The 18355-nt window shown below is 66.4% G+C and carries 13 protein-coding genes; 4 read left to right on the top strand and 9 right to left on the bottom strand.

Annotation, left to right across the window (positions count from 1 at the left end):
- Positions 1–61: 61 nt before the first annotated feature.
- Positions 62–1744, top strand: coding sequence for a nitrite/sulfite reductase (locus CJ177_RS32290; protein WP_005242129.1), 1683 nt, complete (start codon positions 62–64; stop codon positions 1742–1744).
- Between the two features lie 104 nt (positions 1745–1848).
- Here CJ177_RS32290 and CJ177_RS32285 read toward each other — a convergent pair whose 3' ends face one another.
- The gene (locus CJ177_RS32285; protein WP_005242130.1) at positions 1849–2175 is read right to left on the bottom strand and encodes an ANTAR domain-containing protein; all 327 of its coding nucleotides are present in this window, start codon (positions 2173–2175) and stop codon (positions 1849–1851) included.
- Between the two features lie 175 nt (positions 2176–2350).
- Positions 2351–3145, bottom strand: coding sequence for a class I SAM-dependent methyltransferase (locus CJ177_RS32280; RefSeq protein ID WP_257014788.1), 795 nt, complete (start codon positions 3143–3145; stop codon positions 2351–2353).
- A gap of 166 nt (positions 3146–3311) precedes the next feature.
- On the opposite strand from CJ177_RS32280, the gene CJ177_RS32275 reads away from it, so the two are divergent.
- The gene (locus tag CJ177_RS32275) at positions 3312–3770 is read left to right on the top strand and encodes a hypothetical protein (protein ID WP_025432669.1); all 459 of its coding nucleotides are present in this window, start codon (positions 3312–3314) and stop codon (positions 3768–3770) included.
- 50 nt (positions 3771–3820) lie between these two features.
- Here the strand turns inward: CJ177_RS32275 and uvrA are convergent, their stop codons facing one another.
- The 6 genes from uvrA to CJ177_RS32245 all read right to left on the bottom strand — a co-directional run bounded on the left by uvrA (position 3821) and on the right by CJ177_RS32245 (position 14290).
- On the bottom strand, positions 3821–6358 hold the full coding sequence (gene uvrA / locus CJ177_RS32270) for an excinuclease ABC subunit UvrA (protein WP_095869481.1): 2538 nt from the start codon (positions 6356–6358) through the stop codon (positions 3821–3823).
- Between the two features lie 128 nt (positions 6359–6486).
- A complete protein-coding gene (locus CJ177_RS32265) occupies positions 6487–8667 on the bottom strand; it encodes a thiamine pyrophosphate-dependent enzyme (protein WP_373560066.1) in 2181 nt (726 codons plus the stop codon).
- A gap of 104 nt (positions 8668–8771) precedes the next feature.
- On the bottom strand, positions 8772–9938 hold the full coding sequence (locus tag CJ177_RS32260; RefSeq protein WP_095869479.1) for an FAD-binding oxidoreductase: 1167 nt from the start codon (positions 9936–9938) through the stop codon (positions 8772–8774).
- A gap of 162 nt (positions 9939–10100) precedes the next feature.
- A complete protein-coding gene (locus tag CJ177_RS32255; RefSeq protein ID WP_061699436.1) occupies positions 10101–11249 on the bottom strand; it encodes a Glu/Leu/Phe/Val dehydrogenase in 1149 nt (382 codons plus the stop codon).
- 35 nt (positions 11250–11284) lie between these two features.
- Positions 11285–12841, bottom strand: coding sequence for an aldehyde dehydrogenase family protein (locus tag CJ177_RS32250; RefSeq protein WP_005242143.1), 1557 nt, complete (start codon positions 12839–12841; stop codon positions 11285–11287).
- Entirely contained in the window at positions 12842–14290 is a 1449-nt protein-coding gene (locus tag CJ177_RS32245) for a VOC family protein (protein ID WP_095869478.1), read from the bottom strand.
- A gap of 170 nt (positions 14291–14460) precedes the next feature.
- Between CJ177_RS32245 and CJ177_RS32240 the strand changes: the two genes are divergently transcribed.
- Positions 14461–15390 (top strand): LysR family transcriptional regulator, encoded by a 930-nt coding sequence (locus tag CJ177_RS32240; protein ID WP_095869477.1) that lies wholly within the window; start codon positions 14461–14463, stop codon positions 15388–15390.
- A 21-nt stretch (positions 15391–15411) separates the two neighbouring features.
- On the opposite strand, the gene CJ177_RS32235 is transcribed toward CJ177_RS32240, so the two are convergent.
- Positions 15412–16542, bottom strand: coding sequence for a CdaR family transcriptional regulator (locus CJ177_RS32235; RefSeq protein WP_005242146.1), 1131 nt, complete (start codon positions 16540–16542; stop codon positions 15412–15414).
- A 297-nt stretch (positions 16543–16839) separates the two neighbouring features.
- Here CJ177_RS32235 and CJ177_RS32230 point away from each other — a divergent pair, with 297 nt between their 5' ends.
- Positions 16840–18264, top strand: a complete 1425-nt coding sequence (locus CJ177_RS32230) for an amino acid permease (RefSeq protein WP_061699440.1) — start codon at positions 16840–16842, stop codon at positions 18262–18264.
- Positions 18265–18355 lie beyond the last annotated feature (91 nt).

The raw sequence follows: 18355 nt of genomic DNA, 5'->3' as shown, positions 1-18355 counted from the left end.
TTAATGCACGATCCATTCGCCTACGCTACAGTTTCGTGCACACAGTTTCGGAGGAGCACCGATGACAACACCGAAGACCCGCCCTGCCCGGGCGAAGGCCCCGCGCGCGGAGGGGCAGTGGGCCCAGGGCGACCGTGAGCCGCTCAATGTGAACGAGCAGGTCAAACAGGACGATGACGGCCTCAACGTGCGCAAGAGAATCGAGGAGGTGTATTGCCGTACCGGTGTCGCCGGCATCGACCCGACCGATCGGCGAAGCCGCTTCCGCTGGTGGGGGCTCTACACCCAGCGCGCACCTGGCATCGAAGGCGGCCGAACCGCCACGTTGCCGCCGGAAGAGCTCGAGGACGAGCACTTCATGCTTCGCATCCGCATCGACGGAGGGGCATTGACCACCGAACAATTGCGCGTCGTCGGTGAAGTCTCCCGACTGTTCGCCCGCGACACCGCGGATCTCACCGACCGCCAGAACATTCAACTGCACTGGATCAGGGTCGAGGACCTACCCGAAATCTGGCGAAGGCTCGAAGGGGTAGGCCTCACGACCGCCGAATCCGCAGGCGACACCCCGCGCGTGGTCCTCGGCTCGCCGATGGCCGGCATTGCCGTCGACGAGGTCCTCGACGCCACACCCGCTCTGCACGAGATCACCCGCCGATTGATCGCAAACCCCGACTACTCCAACCTGCCGCGCAAATTCAAGACCGCCATCTCCGGCCTTCAGGACGTGGTCCACGAGATCAACGATGTGGCTTTCATCGGTGTCGAACACCCGGAACACGGTCCGGGGCTGGACGTCTGGGTCGGCGGCGGTCTCTCCACAAATCCTCGGATCGGCGAGCGCCTGGGCGCGTGGGTTCCACTGGAAGACGTGCCCGACGTGTGGATCGGTATCGTCTCCCTCTTCCGCGACTACGGGTATCGGCGACTGCGGGCGAAGGCGCGCCTGAAGTTCCTCGTCTCGGACTGGGGTGTCGAGAAGTTCCGCGAGGTGCTCGAAAAGGAATATCTCGGACGCGCGATGCTCGATGGACCAGCACCCGAACCGCTCGACGAACCCCGCGATCACGTCGGTATCCAGCGCCAGAAGAACGGGCTGAACGCCGTCGGAATCGCACCCGTCGTCGGCAGGGTCGGCGGCACCGTGCTGACCGACTTGGCACGAGCAGCGGAAGCATCCGGATCCCGGCGGGTCCGCATCACCCCGATGCAGAAACTGGTGATCCTCGACGTCGAGGACGACAGTATCGACTCCCTCCAAGCCGATCTCGAAAAGCTGGGTTTCCCCGCTCGTCCGTCGCCCTGGCGACGGAGCACCATGGCATGCACCGGCATCGAATTCTGCAAGTTCGGGATCGTCGAGACCAAGGCGCGAGCCGCCGCACTCATCACAGAGGTCGAGAAGCGATTGGCCGACGTCCAGGATCATCTCGAGCATCCGATCACTGTGCACCTCAATGGGTGCCCCAACTCGTGTGCCCGCATTCAGGTCGCCGACATCGGCCTCAAGGGGATGATCGTGACCGACGTCGATTCCAACCAGGTCGAGGGATTCCAGGTTCATCTCGGCGGCGGCCTCGGATTGGACACGAGCTTCGGGCGCAAACTGCGCGGCCACAAGCTTCCAGCCACCGAGGTGCCCGACTACGTCGAGCGGATCGTGCGACGGTACGTGGCCGACCGCGAGGGCTCCGAGAAGTTCGCGGCCTGGGTCCAACGCGCCACCGAAGCCGATCTCGCATGATCGGGTGGCACTGCCGGGCACCACGCACTCGAGGCGGACGAGAGACGCCGCGGAGCACCCGCCCGTCGCGGTCTGCTACGTCCCGGCGTCGGTGAGGGTTCGCGTCAACTCGCCTGCGCGTGCCGGCGGGGAGGAAGCTGGTTGACCAACTGCTCCCACTCTTCGAATCGGGCGGCTTCGGGCGAGCGCCGACGGGGCGAGGGCCCGGCGGCGAGGTCGACCAGGCTCCGGGCAGCGCCGAGGACGGTCAGGTGATGACGCCGGGCGACGTCGAGGAGTTCGTCGAACGCCTGGGCGTCACTGCAGCCGCGGCCGGCGATCAAGATCCCCTTCGCCGTGCCGAGCAGTTCACGTCCGTCGGGACGTCGACGGGGGATCAGGCGTGTCGGGCCGGGAGTCGGAGTGAGTGGTTCGGTGCTGTCCTCGATCATTCCGCGATGCTCCTTCGCTCTCGTGCATCGACTGCCGGCCCGCCGGTGTGCCGACGATCCCGTCCGGACGCAAAATGTGAGTCACGTCACTGTCGATTCCTCAACAGTTCTAGCCGACGGCGCCGCGCCTGTCATCTAGACAAATGTCCAACTGTGCCGTCACATGACAAAGAGCTCAGGTAGTGGCCACCAGCAAGTCCTCTCCACTCGACGGGCGCAGGCCGTCGGACCGATCGGCGAAGTAGCGCTCGGCGAGTGACGTTCCCGCCACGTGCTGTGCACCCTCGAAGCCGGCGTCGCGGGCCAGGGCCAGCATTTCCTGCGGTGTGTAGAAGCTGATGAACGGTGTTCCGGCCGCCCGCGCACCGCTCTCGGACGCCTGGAGTCCGGGGCGATCGGCGTCGTCGAGAAGGTGGGTCGGCAGCAGGAACGTCATCGCCAGTGTCGAGCCGGCAGCGAGACCGGCGAGCTGGCGCAGGGTGGCCGCGGTGGCGTCCTTCGTGAGGTACATCGTGACGCCGGTCGAGACGACGACCGCAGGCAGGCGAGCATCGAAGCCCGCCGCAGCCAGTTGCTCCGACCAGGACTCGCTCGCCTCGAAGTCGACCGGCACCAACCGCAGCCAGTCGGGAATGCCGAAGCCCAGCTCGATCAGCCGTTTCCGCTTCCAGGCTTGGGGGCCGGGTTGGTCGACCTCGAACACCCGGATGTGGGAGGCGATCTCCGGCCTACGCTGGGCAAAGGTGTCCAAGCCCGCCCCCAGGATGACGTATTGGACGACACCGCGGCGTGCCTGCTCGCATACCAGCTCCTCGATGAATCGAGCACGCGCGACAACGGCCGCCCGAAACCCGCTGGTGCCGGCCGGGTCCATGTCCGGGCGAGTCCGCCAGCCCTCGTCCGGAGCCGCGAGGTGCAGGCCGATCTCGTCGACGAGCACGTGTGGCGGCGCGTCGACCTGTACGTGCATCGCCCGCCACAGGGCAACTCGCTCGGCCGTACTGTCCGGTCCGTCCGTCTGCTCGCCTGTCGTCGCCATGACGTTCTCGCTCCTCACGGTCAGTTCTCGAGCGTCCCATGCCACGCCCGGCTAACGCCCGCCGTTCCCAGCGTATATACCTCGTATGACACGTTCAGTGAAGCGAGCCACCGGCCTGTTCACGGCTACAGCAGCCGCTCTCCTCGCGTTCGCAACACCTGCGCAGGCAGACTCCCCCACCCCCGTCTACTTCCGTGTGGGGAACTTCAACTGCTCGATCGCACCCGACGACATCGTGGGATGCGATCTGCCACAACCATTGCCGATGGACTTTCCGATCCTCGGCGAGTTCGGACTGCCGTGGCTGGGACCAGTCCAGCACGTCGTGATCGACCTTCCCTGGCTTCCCGCTCACCCCGCCTACCCGCCCGGCACCCCGTTCACCCTTCCCGGTGGCAACCCAGACATCTCCGAGGTCGCCACCAGCCAGAGCATGTACCAGAAGACGATCACCCACGGGGGAACCACCTGTCTCGCAGGGTTCATGGGCGACCTCACCTGCACCGCCAAGGGACACAGCTTCGTCGTCACCGTCTACGGAATCCACGCCCGCTGAGCCGGTAGCACCCGAACCGGATACCGACTTCGTCGCTCACGTGCGCACCCTCACCGGGCGAGATGCCGGGCGAGATAGGCGGCGGTGGCGGAGCCGGCCGTCTCTGCAACGACCGTCGGTGGCCCCGAGGCGATGATCCGGCCGCCGCTGTCTCCCCCGCCGGGCCCGAGATCGATCATCCAGTCCGCCGAGGCAATGACCGGCATGTCGTGTTCGACGAGGACGACGGTATTTCCCGCCGCGACGAGCCGTCGCAACACCACCATGAGGCGATCGACGTCGGCGGGGTGCAATCCGGTGGTCGGTTCGTCGAGTACGTAGAGCGTGTGCCCGGATCGGATGCGCTGCAGTTCGCTGGCGAGCTTGACGCGCTGCGCCTCCCCGCCGGACAGGGTGGTGGCCGATTGGCCGAGTCGCAGATATCCGAGACCGACTTCGACCAGCATGTCAAGGCTTTTCGCCGCTGCCGGGACGTGACTCAGGAAAGCGCGGGCGTCGTCGACCGTCATCGCGAGGACGTCGGCGATCGTCCGGCCGTCGACGAGGACCTCGAGGGTCTCCGCGTTGTATCGTGCGCCTGCGCACGCCGGGCACGGCGCGGACGCCTCGGGCAGAAACAGCATACCGATGGTGATCGAACCGGCGCCCTCGCATTCCTCGCAACGGCCACCACTGACATTGAATGAGAATCGGCCCGGACTGTATCCCCGTTCACGGGCAACGGGGTGTGCGGCGAAGAGTTTCCGGATCACATCGAAGAGACCGGTGTAGGTCGCGAGATTCGAGCGCGGCGTCCGCCCGATCGGGGTCTGGTCCACGCGCACCAGCCGGTTGATGTGTCCCAGCCCGTGGGCGGCCACTACCGTCGGCTCGGTGTCCTTCTCGCGCTCCTCGGCCAGGACGACCGTGGAGTCGTCGGCTTCGTCTCCCCCGGTTTCGGTGCGGGGTTCGCTGTCGAGGCCGACGTGTTGGGCGACGACGTCGGTGAGCACACGGCTCACGAGTGTGGATTTACCTGATCCCGACACACCCGTGACCGCGGTGAGCACCCCGAGCGGGATTCGCACGGTCAGATCCCGCAGGTTGTGCATCGTGATGCCGGCGAGTTCGATCCACCTGTTCGGCGGTCCGGGGTCGGGGTAACTCTCGGGGGTTCCGAAAAGGTATCGGCGAGTCACGGATTCGGGGACGTGAGCGAGACCGTCCACCTCACCGCTGTAGAGCACCCGCCCACCATGCTCACCGGGACCGGGACCGACGTCGACGATCCAATCTGCCGCCCGGACGACGTCGAGGTTGTGTTCGATGACGAAGACGGAGTTACCTGCCGCGCGCAGCCGCCGCACGGCGGTGACCAGTGCCTCGGTGTCGGCGGGATGAAGGCCTGCGGACGGTTCGTCGAGGACGTACAGCACTCCGAACAGACCCGATTGCAGCTGGGTGGCCAGCCGCAGTCGCTGAAGTTCTCCCGGCGAGAGGGTGGTGGTCGATCGGCCGAGACTCAGGTATCCCAGCCCGAGTTCGGTCAGACCCGCGAGGCGTCCGCGAAGGTTGCCTACCAGGGACGCCGATGCTCGTTCTGTCGCGTCGCTTGCGGCGGAATCGCGGGATGCGACGACGGCGTCGAGGACCGAGGCCAGAGCGGCCAGTGACAGTTCCGTGGCGTCGGCTATGTCGAGGCCGGCGAACCGGACAGCCAGCGCCTCGGGGCGCAGCCGTTTGCCCTCGCACGCACTACAGGGTCGGGACACCAGATATCGGGCGACCTTCGCCCGCTGGGTTGCGCTCTTCGTCGTCGCGTAGGTGTGCAGAACGTAGGTGCGGGCACTCGAGAACGTTCCCTGGTAGTCGCGCACCATTTTGCCCGGGTCGCGCACGGGTGACACCGTGACCGTGGGTTGCTCGTCGGTGGTGAGGATCCACTCACGCTGGTCTTCCGGGAGCTCGGACCAGGGGCGGTCCACGTCGATTCCGAGGGTTGCGAGGATGTCGCGGTAGTTCTTTCCCAGCCAGGCACCTGGCCATGCGGCGACGGCGCCGCCGCGGATACTTCGGCTCGGGTCCGGCACCAGGGCATCGATGTCGACGTCGTGGGTACGGCCGAGCCCGTGGCAGGCTGGGCATCCGCCTTCGGGTGTGTTGGGCGAGAACGCGTTCGAGTCGAGAACGGGGGCACCCGGCGGGTAGGTACCGACTCGGGAGAACAGCATCCGCAGCACGTTCGAGATGTGGGTGAGGGTGCCGACCGACGATCGGGCGGACGTGTGACCGCGGGCCTGCTGCAAGGCGACCGCCGGTGGAAGCCCGGTGATGTCCCCAACCCTGGGCGCTCCGATCTGATCCATCAGCCGGCGTGCGTACGGGGTCACGGACTCGAGGAATCGTCGTTGCGCTTCGGCATAGATGGTGCCGAAGGCCAACGAAGACTTCCCCGATCCCGAGACCCCGGTAAAGGCGACGATGCAGTCCCGGGGAATGAACACATCGACGTGGGCGAGGTTGTGTTCACTGGCGTCGAACACTGCGATGCCGTTGAAGTCCTGGGCACGTAGCGGTTCGGCCTGCGGTGCAGGATCGAAGGTGGGCACAACTGCTCCCGGTGTCGGTTCGTGCTCGGACAGGTTACGTCCCAGTCTTACTCGAGGGGTGGAACCATGTGTACTGGCGACGCTCTCTCGGGGAGAGTTCGCCCCGGATTCCGGCCCGACCAATGCCATCAGCTCACCTGTGCCAACTTGATCGCCGCGGCCTCGATGGTGTCCTCGGAGAGCAGGACCTCGAGTGCGGCATCGCCGAGCGGAATGAAACTGTCGTCGCTCGTGACGCGTGCAAGCGGCCCGGTGAAGCCGTCGTCGACCAATGCCGCGACCACACCCTCGGAGACACCCCCCGATGTGCGGGTCTCGTCGACGACGAGGACCCGGCCGGTGACGTTCGCCTCCCGGACGATGTCGTGCACCGGCAGCGGTGCGAGCCACCGCATATCCACCACACGCGCAGCGATGTGCGCCTTCTCGAGCCGGCGCGCGACCCGCAGGCTCATCCGGACCCCGTTGCCGAACGTGACGATCGTCAGGTCGGTGCCGTCACCGTACGTGCGGGCGGAGCCGATCGGCACACGGTTCTCGGCCCGCTTCACCGGATCCGGATACGCGGCCAGCCACCGCTCGTCACCGTCCTCGTACAGATCCCGGGTGTGGTACAGCGCAATCGGTTCCAGATACACACACACCGCCCCCGCGGTCCGCCCGGCCGCCACACACGTGTGCATCATGGCCGCGGCGTCGTCGGGGCGAGCCGGGGACGCCACGACGACCCCGGGAATGTCACGCAACGCGGCGACGGCGTTGTCATTGTGGAAATGCCCACCGAACCCCTTCTGATACCCATACCCCGCGACCCGCACCACCATCGGATTGCGGTACTGACGGTCGGAGAAGAACTGCAACGTCGCACCCTCCCCGCGGATCTGATCGGCGGCATTGTGCAGATACGCCAGGTACTGGATCTCCGGGATCGGCAGCAGTCCGGAAACCCCCGCGCCCAGCGCGAGCCCCAGGATCGCCTGCTCGTCGAGAAGCGTGTCGAACACACGCGCCGACCCCGCCTTCTTCATCAGACCCCGGGTCACCCCATAGACCCCGCCCTTGCGGGCCACGTCCTCACCGAACACCAGCGACTCGGGATACTCGACGAGAACATCGAGCAGGGCACGGTTGATCGAGAGGGCGAGAGTCAGTAGGCCCTCGTGTTCTGGCAGTGGGCTGCCGACGATCTGGGCTCGACGGGCCGGGTAGGTCCGTCGTGGTTCGGCGGCCCTCGCCTCGTCGAGTCCCTCGGTCAGTGGCCGCATCACTGCGGCGGGACTGTCGAGTTGCGGTAGCTCGCCGACTTCCTCTGCGAGCGCGGCCACCTCGGCACGCTTGTTCTCGTAGAGCCCGAGGATGTCGGCGGGGCTCAGGTGTCCTCGCTCGATCAGCCGCTTCGCCGTGCACAGCAACGGATCCCGGTCGAAGTCTGCGATGATTTCGCTGGTGGTGCGATAGGCGGCTTCGAAGTCGGAGCCGGCGTGGCCCATCAACCGCACGGTGCGCAGGTGCAGGAACGCCGGCTTCCGGTGCCTGCGAACCCAGTCGGCGGCATGCTTCGCGGTGGCGTAGGCCATCGGGAGGTCGGATCCATCGACCGTGAAGTACTCGAGACCTTCACGGTTGCCGAAGTTCGCGCAAATCCACCCCTTCGGCGTCTTGGTGCTGATGCCGATGCCGTTGTCTTCGCAGACGAACAACAGCGGAAGCGGAAGGCCCTGGAAGGCCGAGTGGATGGCGGTGTTGATCGCGCCGATCGCGGTCGAGTGGTTCGCCGAGGCGTCTCCGAAACTGCATACCGCGATCGCGTCCTCGGGCCACGCGGAGAGCACGTTCAGTTTGGCGGCGCGGGCGATGGAGAAGGCGACGCCGACCGCGCGGGGCAGGTGAGATGCGATCGTCGAGGTCTGGGGAATGATGTTGAGGTCGTGGCGGCCGAACACCTTGTGCCGGCCGCCGGACATCGGTTCCTCGGTGGCGGCGACAACGCCGAGAAGCACATCGCGCAGCGGGTTGCTGCCTCGGACCTGCCGGGCGCGTTGGAGGAAGAACGCACCGGAACGGTAGTGCAGCAGCGCCGGGTCGGTGGGTCGGAGGGCTCCCGCGACGACGGCGTTGCCTTCGTGCCCGGACGATCCGATCGTGTAGAAGCCCTTGCCATTCGAGCGAAGCCGGCGGGCAACCAGATCCAGGTGCCGACTGCCCAATTGAGAATCGAACAGGTCGAGGGTTTGCTGCACGGACAGGCTCGATCCTGCCTCGACGGGCTGGTCGTGATCGGTCAGGCCTGGACGTGTCGTATCGGCCATCCCGGCAACGGTGGTGGTGAAGTATGCATCGATCTGTTCGGCCATGAGTCCGGCTCCTGAGGGGCAGGTGATCGTCGTCTGCTGGGCGGCGCAATGGGTGGGGGTCAGACGATGTTCGTCTCACCTGCGCCGATACCGGCCTGCGCGAAACGGTCCAGGGTGAACGAGCTGATGTCGTATCCGGGCTCTTTGCCGTGGTAGAGGTCGCGCACGATCTCGCCGGTCGCCGGTCCCATCAGGAAGCCGTGGCCGGAGTAGCCGGTGGCGATGAGCAGGCCCTCGACCTCGGTGGAGCGGTCGATGATCTGGTTGCGGTCGGGGGTGACCTCGTAGAGGCCGGCCCAACCGGTGCTGATGCCGTAGTCCAGTACGGCCGGCACCCGGGTCTCGGCGATGGCGCCCAGTCCCATCAGCCAGTCCTCGAGTTCGAACTTGAGGTTGAATCCCTCGCGCTCGTTCGGGTCGGACCAGCCCAGAAGCAGGCCTTTGCCTTCCGGGTGGAAGTAGAAGTTCGACGGGAAGTCGATGGTCAGCGACGGCGAGGATTCGGGCAACTCGGAGAGCGGCTCGGTGAAGGCGATCTGTCGACGGACGGGAACGACGGGGATGTTCACCCCGAGCATGTTGCCGATACCGGCCGACCAGGCTCCGGCGGCGCAGACCACGGTGTCGGTCTTGATGCGTCCGTGTTCGGTCACGACTGCGGTAATGGTGCCGCCGGTGCTCTCGATGTCGGTGACCGCGCAGTGGCGGACGATGCGGGCGCCGTGTCGACGGGCAGCGGCGGCGTATCCCATCACGACCGATTCGGGGGTGGCCTTGCCGTCCTGGGGTGACCAGGAGGCGGCGAGGAGTCCGTCTGTGCTGATGAGCGGCGAGATCTTCTGCGCTTCTTCGGGGGTGACCATGCGGCTCGGAACGCCGTGGCGGTTCTGCAGTGCGACGCTTTCGGTGAAGATGTCGACGTTGGCCTGGTCCGAGAGGAGATAGAGGTAGCCGTCGCGGCTGAAGTCGATCTCCTGGTGGTACTCCTGCGCGAACCGCGAGTACACGTCGAGGCCGCGCAGACCGATCGCGATGTTGGCCTCGTTGCTGAAGGAGGCGCGAACACCACCGGCGGCCTTGCAGGTCGAGCCGCAGGCCAACTCGTCCTTTTCCAGCAGGACGACATCGGAGACCCCGGATTCGGCGAGGTGGAACGCAATGCTGGCGCCGATGACGCCGCCGCCGATCACGACGACGGACGCCTGTTCGGGAAGTTCCTTGCTCATGTCGTCCTCTTCTTTCCTTCGAGAGTAGTGATGTGATGTCCGACCGGTTTCCGGGACACCTGACGAACGACCGGGTCGATGGCTTTGCCTGGATGAATGGGGCGCGCCCGCTGACCGGAGTGGGTCACACAGTCAGCGGGCGCGTGGTGGGTGCCGAACGTTCTAGAACGCGGCGGTGTGCGGGGCACGCCCACGGAGCACCATGGCTTCGCGCACGCGCTCCTGGGCGGTGGTGCGGGCCACCGCGTGGGTGGTCCGCCCCTGCACCTTCGACGCGTCGAGGGTGTCGATGGTGCTGGCGCGCAGCTTGTTCGAGATGTTGTCGAACACGGCTGCCGGTTCGGGACGGATTCCGGAGTAGCGAGCGTCCATCGCCACGGCTGCGGCAACCACACCGCCGGCGTTGGCGATGAAATCCGGAACCACGGTCACGCCGCGGTCGAACAGCACCGACTGTGCTTCGGGGCTGCTCGGCAGGTTCGCGCCTTCGACGACGATCTTGGCCGGCAACGTCCGGGCGAGATCGACGTCGATGACGTCCTGCAACGCTGCCGGGATCAGGATGTCCGCGGTCACCGAGAGTTCTTCCCCGGCCGCGAGAGGCTTCGCGTCGGAGTACTGGTCGACGAGTCCGTCACCGTACTGATCACGCAGGTCGAGCAAGGTGGCGACGTCGAGCCCGTCCGGGTTGTGGATGCCGCCCTGCGAGGTGGACACAGCGACCACGGTGGCCCCGAGTTCGGTGAGGCGCTTCGCGCTCGCCGCTCCGACCGCGCCGAAGCCCTGGATGGACACGCTCAGCGAACCGGTGGACAGGCCGAGGGTCTGCGCGGCGGCGTCCGCCGACTCCGCGACGCCGTGGCCGGTGACCCCGAGCTGGTCGTACGGGAGCCCGCCGAGCGCGTGAGGGGTGCCCACCGCGCCGCCGCGTCCGCCGACCTCGTCGAGCATGATCGCGGCGTCCTTCTCGGTCAATCCCACGTCGAGCCCGAAGACGTACTCCTCGGGGACCTCGTTGCGCAGTGCCCGGACGAAGGCACGCAGCACCGCTTCCTTGGAGGAGGCAGTCGGGTCGGCCCAGATACCGGCCTTGGCGCCGCCGTAGAAGAGGTCGACCCCCGCCCACTTCCAGGTCATGTTGCGGGCCAGCCTGGCGACCTCGCCGACACTGACCGTGGTGGACATGCGGGTGCCGCCCTTGCCCATTCCGCGGGCGGTGTTGTCGATCACCAGAACGCCGCGCATGCCGGTGCGTCCGTCGGAGACACACACGACCTTCTCCGGGCCCCATTCGTCGATCAATTCGAACATCGTCGTTGCTCCTCGTGCGATTCGAAAGGGGGATGTCAGCCGAAGTTGACGCCCTGAGCCAGGGGCAGCTCGCGGGAGTAGTTGATGGTGTTGGTCGCCCGGCGCATGTAGGCGCGCCAAGCGTCCGAGCCGGATTCGCGGCCGCCGCCGGTGGTCTTCTCGCCGCCGAACGCGCCGCCGATCTCGGCGCCGGACGTGCCGATGTTGACGTTGACGATGCCGCAGTCCGAACCGTCAGCTGCGATGAACCGCTCGGCCTCACGCTGGTCGGTGGTGAAGATCGACGACGACAGGCCCTGCGGGACGTCGTTGTGCAGGGCGATCGCTTCCTCGAACGTGTTGTAGGTCAGCACGTAGAGGATCGGGGCGAAGGTTTCGTCCTTGACGATCTCGCTCTGGGCCGGCATCCGCACGATCGCCGGCTCGACGTAGTACGAGTCTTCGCTGCTCGGGCGGCGTTTTCCGCCGACGAGGATCTCGCCCCCCTGCGCGACGGCCTTGTCGAGGGCTGCGGTCATGTTGGCGTGGGACTTGCCGTCGATCAGCGGGCCCACGAGGGTGCCGTCGGCGAACGGGTCACCGATCGGGAGTCGGCCGTAGACCTGGGAAATCCGGTCGATCAGCTCGTCGGCGATGTCCTGGTGGACGATGATGCGGCGCATCGAGGTGCAGCGCTGACCGGCGGTCCCGGCAGCGGCGAAAACGATTCCGCGGGTAGCGATGTCGAGGTCCGCCGACGGGGTGACGATCGCAGCGTTGTTTCCGCCGAGCTCGAGGATGGCACGGCCGAACCGGGCGGCGACGCGGGGAGCGATCTGCTCACCCATCCGCTCGGAACCGGTGGCGCTGATCAAAGGCACCTTCGGGCTGTCGATCAGGGCCTGGGTGTCGGCGGCACTCGCCGAGACGAGGACATTCAGGTTGGCCGGGGCGCCGGATTCTTCTGCGGCACGGTCGAACAGCGCCGAGCATGCGGCGGCGGTGAGGGTGGTCAGCTGCGCCGGCTTCCAGATCACCGAATCCCCGCAGACGATGGCAAGAGCAAGGTTCCACGACCACACCGCGGCCGGGAAGTTGAACGCCGAGACGACACCGACGACACCGAGCGGGTGCCACGTCTCCATCAGTCGGTGTCCGGGACGCTCCGAGGGCATGGTGCGGCCGTCGAGCTGCCGGGACAGACCGACCGCGAAGTCGCAGATGTCGATCATTTCCTGGACCTCGCCGAGTGCCTCCGAGCGGATCTTGCCGACCTCGATGCTGATCAGGTTGGCGACGTCTTCCTTGTGCTCGGTGAGCAGTTCGCCGAGCCGCTTGATCAGGAACCCGCGGACCGGGCCGGGAACGGTGCGCCACTGCAGGAACGCCTCGTGGGCGGCATCGATCGCGGCCTCGACATCCGCGGCGTCGGCGGCGGGATAGTCGAAGAGGCTCTCCCCCGTGACCGGGGTACGGGCGGTGATGGTGTTCTCGACCCCGGCGGTATCGAGTACGGCCGGGTCGACCCCACATCGCTGCAGGCTGGTGCGTGCGAGAGTGCGCAGTTCGTCCGTGGTGGGCAGGGCGATGGTCTCGGCGACAGCGGTGCTCATTTACTTGACTCCTTGGGTAGCGATGGGTGCCGGTTCTTCGATGGGTCCGCGGATTCCCAATTGGTTGGCAACGTGATCGAGGGATGCGCGGCGGATCCCGTCGTAGAGCGTGTACGGGTCGTGCAGTGGGCGGCCCAGAACTCCTTCCATCCAGGCGGCGTCGATATCGGTCGTCGACTGTGTGGTGTCCTTGTGTCCGTCCGAGGTCAGATTGGACTGGAAGATCCCGGCCGCGGATTTCGGCAGGAAATCCTCGTAGACGATCGGCTCCGGGCGGACCCAGCCCTGATCGATCAGATCCTGGAGTGATCGTCCGGGCACCGTGCCGTTGCGTTGCTTGTCGTTGTCGACCCGGTAGGTGAAGTACGCCAGATCGTGGAGCGCGAGCCCCTGTTCGGTGGCGGGCACCTGCTGGTTCCACAGCTCCGCAGCGATCTCGTTGCGTACCTCGGCCGACACCGGCGCGGTCGCGGCCGCCTCCCCGACCGCCTGCTCAATCTCGACGGTCAACCTGTCGTAGACCTCGCGGCCGCGGACCGTGGCGGCGATACCGCGGGCCTCCACCTCACCGAAACGCACCCGCAGTGAACCCTTCTCGACGCTGCCGTCGGGTTCGCGGAACACCCGCGGTTCGGCGAGAGCCCGGAACGAGGTCTGCCGCAGCAGCAGATCCGGACCGGCCCACCGCGGCGGACCCTGGATCGTGTCGATCATGTCGATCCGGCGACGCTCCATGCGGGCGTAGAGATCGTCGATGTCGAGCACCCGCGGGGTCAGGTGGTTGATGTGTGTGCTGGTGACGCCACCGATGTCGGCGGCCACCGAGGAGACCTGCTCGAGTTCGCGGTACCAGGCGCGGTCTACGGCCTCGGTGGACAGCTTGAATGCCGCGGTGGCCAACGTCAGGAACATCTCGGCGTCACCGGAATTCAGCCCCCGGTACTCGGTCGCCCGGTCGGCGAGGACCAGCAGTTCGGCGGTGAACAGCCTGCGCTTGGCGAGGAAGCTTTCGAGGCGTTGCTGCAGATCGGCGCTGAAGAAGCGGCGATCCGCGGGCACCAGCATGGAGGTGAACACCCGGAAGGGGTTGCGCGCCAGTTCGTCCGGGTCCGTCGGACGGAAAGCCGTCGAGACGACCGGAACCGAGCTGGCAGCGGCCTCGCGCAGGTCGTAGAACCCGACCGGGTACATGCCCATGGCCGCGAACACGCGGGCGACCTGGGCCATCTCCTGCGGGGTGCCCACACGGATGGCTCCGTGACGTTCGGCGGTGACCCGGGCGATGGAACCCAGACGTTCTGCGCCCGCACCGAGATTCGACAGCACGGTGTCGTTGACGGCCTGCGATACCTCGAGCAACGTGGTGTATGCGGGAACTTCCTTCCCGTACATGTGCGAGAGACGGCGAGCGAACTCGGCGCGCAGTTCCCACTGCTGAGTGATCGGCATGGCGTGCAACTCCAGGGTCGATGAGGATCGGGTGAGATCGAGATCGTGGTCGCCGGCCGGCTCAGAAGAGCCCCGACGTGTCCGACGTTTCGTTCCGCACGTTCATCGTGGTCCGCGCAAATCAATAGCACCAGCGAAGAAAGTTAGCCACAACCGTTTAGAATCGCTATATGAATATGAGCTTGGCGCACCTCGTCGCACTTCGAGAGCTGGCCCGGCGCGGAACGATGGTCGCGGTCGCCGAGGAGCTCGGGTACACGGCGGGCGCCGTATCGCAGCAGATCGCAGCCTTGGAGAAAGCCGTCGGCTCCCGGCTCGTCACCAGGGTGGGTCGCAATGTCGTGCTCACCGATTCCGGCACCGTCCTGGCCGAGCATGCGGTGAAGATCTTGAGCGCGGAACAGAGGGCCCTCGACGCGCTGCGCGCGGTGCACGACGACGTCGCTGCGCCTCTTCTTCTCGGCACCTTCGGGAGTACCGCTGCGGCGTTGTTGCCACCGGTGGTGGCCGCAGCGCAGCGCAAGTACCCGCATCTCGCGCTGAGCAGCCGCGAACTCGACGTCGACGAGGCCGCCACCGCGGTCCAACGCGGTCAGGTCGACGTCGCTTTCGGGCTGGACTACCCCAATTCACCGATGCCCCGCACACCGGATATCGAAATGATCACCCTGCGCAGCGAGCGATTCGGACTCGCCGTCTCCTCCGGCGCCTACGGCATCCGCACCGAAGGCACCATCGACCTGCGCGAGGCCGCGGAGTGGAACTGGATCCTGCCGCCCGCGGAAACCCAGTTCGGTCGCGCTGTTCGTATCGCCTGCCGCCAGGAGGGTTTCGAGCCGATCGTGCGGCACGAAATCGTCGACACCGCCGTATCTCTGGCGCTGGCCGGCAAGGGGCTGGGGGCGGCGCCGGTCACCGACATGATGATCAGGCTCAACAGTTCGGTGCCGATCATCCGCGTCGACCTCGCGCAGGAGATCGGTCGGCGAATCGTCCTCATACGCCTCGCCGGCTCGGAGACCAGGCCTACGGTGCGGGCCATCACCGACATCGTTCGCGCCGCGGTCGACCCGGCGTCGACGGCTGCCGAGAAGATCTGATGGCCCGATCGGACGCAGCGGTCAGGTCTGCTCGCCGTTGCGGCCCTCGTCGGTTCCGAGGTGCTCGAAGATGAAGCGCCCGAGGGTGAGGCCGACATGCAACTCGAGGCGCTGCGCACCCACCGAGAGATCGAGGCCGGTGATTTCCTCGATCTTCGCGAGGCGGTAGTACAGCGTCTGACGGTGAATGCCGAGGACACCGGCCGTTGCGCCGGTGTCACCGGCCTGGTCCAGGTAGGTCTGCGCGGTGACGAGCAGGTCGATGTTGCGGTGGTCGAGCAGGGCCCGCACGGACGGGGTGAGGACTGCATCGGCGAGGACGCTGGTGGGCCCGCAGGACGACAGCCGGTAGATGCCCAGTTCTTCCCAGTAGGCGATCGGTCCCATCGATTCGTCGTGCCGGGCGACCCGGACGCCGAGTTTGGCCTGCTGCCAGCTTCGGCGCGCAGATCGCAACCCCCGATACGAACCCCCCACCCCGACCAGAGCACCGGCACCCGCGCCGCTTTCGGCAATGGCCCGAACGGGGTCGACGGCGCCGTCGCCGGCGGGAACCATGACCGCGGTCAGCGATCCGATCGGTGCCGGCAGAGTGCGTGTGCCGGGGGCGGGCAGGAGACCATCGACAGCCAGCACGGTCAACGCGCTGCCGTCCGGAAAGAGTCCGGAGTCTTCGATGCGAGTAATCGCACGGGCGAATGCCTTTCGGTCACCTTCGAGGAGGTCTGCGACGGCGACCGCCATATCGTCCCGGCCCCGGGAGGTGCGTGCGAGTTGTGCGCCGGCCTGCCCTGCCAGGGACATTGCGGCGGTGAGATCGCCATCGGACACTGCGCTGTTCTCATCCGGCAAGACGAACAGATATCCGAATGCCGTGCCTGCGTAGCGGGCCGGAAGGCAGATCCGCGACGACGCCTCGATATCTGGATTCTCTGGCGTAATCACTGGGCGCGTGGTATCGGCAATCCCGAAACTTTCGTACCACGCACGCGCCTCCGGCGGGCAACTGCGGGTGAGGATCGACTGCACCCGATCTTTGTCGACGTCCGGTGACTGGGTGCTGTAGGCGATCAGCGAAAAGGCCCGGTCGACCAGGACCACTGATGCCGCCAGGCGTTCGGCCACCTCGGTGACCACTTCATCGAGATTCACTTCACCATCTCCGTGAACTGCGTATTTTCGTGAGCGATAACTGTGGCGATCATTCGGAGTCGGCCATACATGTGTCTGACTGCCGGGGCGGAAAGTTCTGGCACCTGTCCCTAGCATGCTACGTGATTGGCCGTTACGTTGATCACACACGAACGGAAGTTCGCCATCTCGCCGGGACCTGGACGGCATTTCCGACCTCGGACCGTCACGGTATCGCGGCGTCCGATCACGCCTGCGACCACCGGGGCACAGTTCACGCTTTCGATCTCGTGTCCGACTCGACCTTTGGAGCGTTTGATGTCCACTCTCGAACAACCGCCCGAGACGTTGCAGAAGTCTCTGAAACAACGACACCTCACCATGATCGCGATCGGGGGTGTCATCGGCGCCGGCCTCTTCGTGGGCTCGAGCGCCCTGCTGCACACCTCCGGCCCCGCTGCATTCGTGTCGTACGCCATCACCGGTGTCGTCATCGTCCTCGTGATGCGCATGCTCGGCGAAATGGCCACCACCAACCCGTCGACCGGATCGTTCGCCGGCTATGCGCGCAAGGCGTTCGGGGGGTGGGCCGGCTTCACGACCGGCTGGCTGTACTGGTTCTTCTGGGTCGTCGCGGTGGGCGCCGAAGCCGTCATCGGCGGCAAACTGCTGCAACGCTGGATCGACCTGCCCTCCTGGGTGATGGCCGTCGTCCTGTTGCTGGCCATGGTCGCCACCAACCTCCGCTCGGTCCGCAACTTCGGCGAGTTCGAATACTGGTTCGCAGGCATCAAGGTCGCCGCGATCCTGCTGTTCCTCGGCCTCGGTGCCGCCTACGTCTTCGGGCTGTGGCCCAGCCATTCCGCCGACTTCTCCAACCTCACCGATCACGGCGGCTTCACCCCCAACGGCTGGACCGTCATCCTCTCCGGCGTCGTCGTCGCCGTCTTCTCCATGGTCGGTCCCGAAATCGCCACCATCGCCGCCGCCGAATCCGCCGAACCGGAGAAGGCCGTCGCCAAGGCCACCAACTCCGTGATCGCCCGCATCGGATTCTTCTACATCGGCTCCGTGCTGCTGCTCGCCATCATCGTGCCCTGGACCGACGTCAAGGTCGGCCAGTCGCCGTTCGTCGACGCCCTCACCCACATGGGCATTCCCGGTGGACCCGACATCATGAACGCTGTGGTGCTCGTCGCCGTACTGTCCTGCCTGAACTCCGGCCTCTACACCTCCTCGCGGATGCTCTTCACCCTCGCGCACAAAGGCGATGCGCCACAGAGCATCGCAAGGCTGGACAAGCACGGCGTCCCCCGCAACTCGCTGCTCCTCGCAACCCTCGTCGGCTTCGCCTGCATCGGCCTCGACTACCTCTCCCCCGAAACCGTCTTCGCCTTCCTGCTCAACGCCTCCGGCGCCACCATCCTGATGGTCTACCTCATGATCGCGATGTCGCAGATCAAACTGCGCGGCCTGATGACCCGCGAAGAAGTCGCCCGACTCCGCCTGAAGATGTGGCTGTTCCCCTACCTGTCCATCCTCGCCGCCGGCGGCATCCTCGCCGTGCTGGTGTCGATGTTCTACGTCGAATCGTCCCGTTCGCAGATCTCCCTGAGCGTCGGAGCCCTTATCGCGACGTTGATCGCCTACCGGCTTCGCCGTCGCATCAACCCACAGAGTCCGCTCGCGGACAACATCTCCGTTCCCGCTCCTGGGCCGATCACCAGGCCCGCCTCGAAGTAGCACCCGGGGTGGCGGCGAGTGAGACCCACGGTCTCCCGCCGCCACCCCCGTTGTTTGTGTGCACACCCGAGAGGGGTGCTCCCGCACATGC

It is taken from the genome of Rhodococcus sp. ACPA1 (assembly GCF_002300195.1).
GTDB classification, from domain to species: Bacteria; Actinomycetota; Actinomycetes; order Mycobacteriales; family Mycobacteriaceae; genus Rhodococcus_F; species Rhodococcus_F opacus.
This window is presented reverse-complemented; position numbering and strand designations above follow the sequence as displayed.

Coding starts and splice junctions, on each gene's coding strand:
- CJ177_RS32255 (WP_061699436.1), bottom strand. CDS start 11,249: ATGTTCGAATTGATCGACGAATGGGGCCCGGAGAAGGTCGTGTGTGTC.
- CJ177_RS32290 (WP_005242129.1), top strand. CDS start 62: ATGACAACACCGAAGACCCGCCCTGCCCGGGCGAAGGCCCCGCGCGCG.
- CJ177_RS32265 (WP_373560066.1), bottom strand. CDS start 8,667: ATGGCCGATACGACACGTCCAGGCCTGACCGATCACGACCAGCCCGTC.
- CJ177_RS32245 (WP_095869478.1), bottom strand. CDS start 14,290: ATGCCGATCACTCAGCAGTGGGAACTGCGCGCCGAGTTCGCTCGCCGT.
- CJ177_RS32285 (WP_005242130.1), bottom strand. CDS start 2,175: ATGATCGAGGACAGCACCGAACCACTCACTCCGACTCCCGGCCCGACA.
- CJ177_RS32260 (WP_095869479.1), bottom strand. CDS start 9,938: ATGAGCAAGGAACTTCCCGAACAGGCGTCCGTCGTCGTGATCGGCGGC.
- CJ177_RS32230 (WP_061699440.1), top strand. CDS start 16,840: ATGTCCACTCTCGAACAACCGCCCGAGACGTTGCAGAAGTCTCTGAAA.
- CJ177_RS32280 (WP_257014788.1), bottom strand. CDS start 3,145: ATGCACGTACAGGTCGACGCGCCGCCACACGTGCTCGTCGACGAGATC.
- CJ177_RS32250 (WP_005242143.1), bottom strand. CDS start 12,841: ATGAGCACCGCTGTCGCCGAGACCATCGCCCTGCCCACCACGGACGAA.
- CJ177_RS32240 (WP_095869477.1), top strand. CDS start 14,461: ATGAATATGAGCTTGGCGCACCTCGTCGCACTTCGAGAGCTGGCCCGG.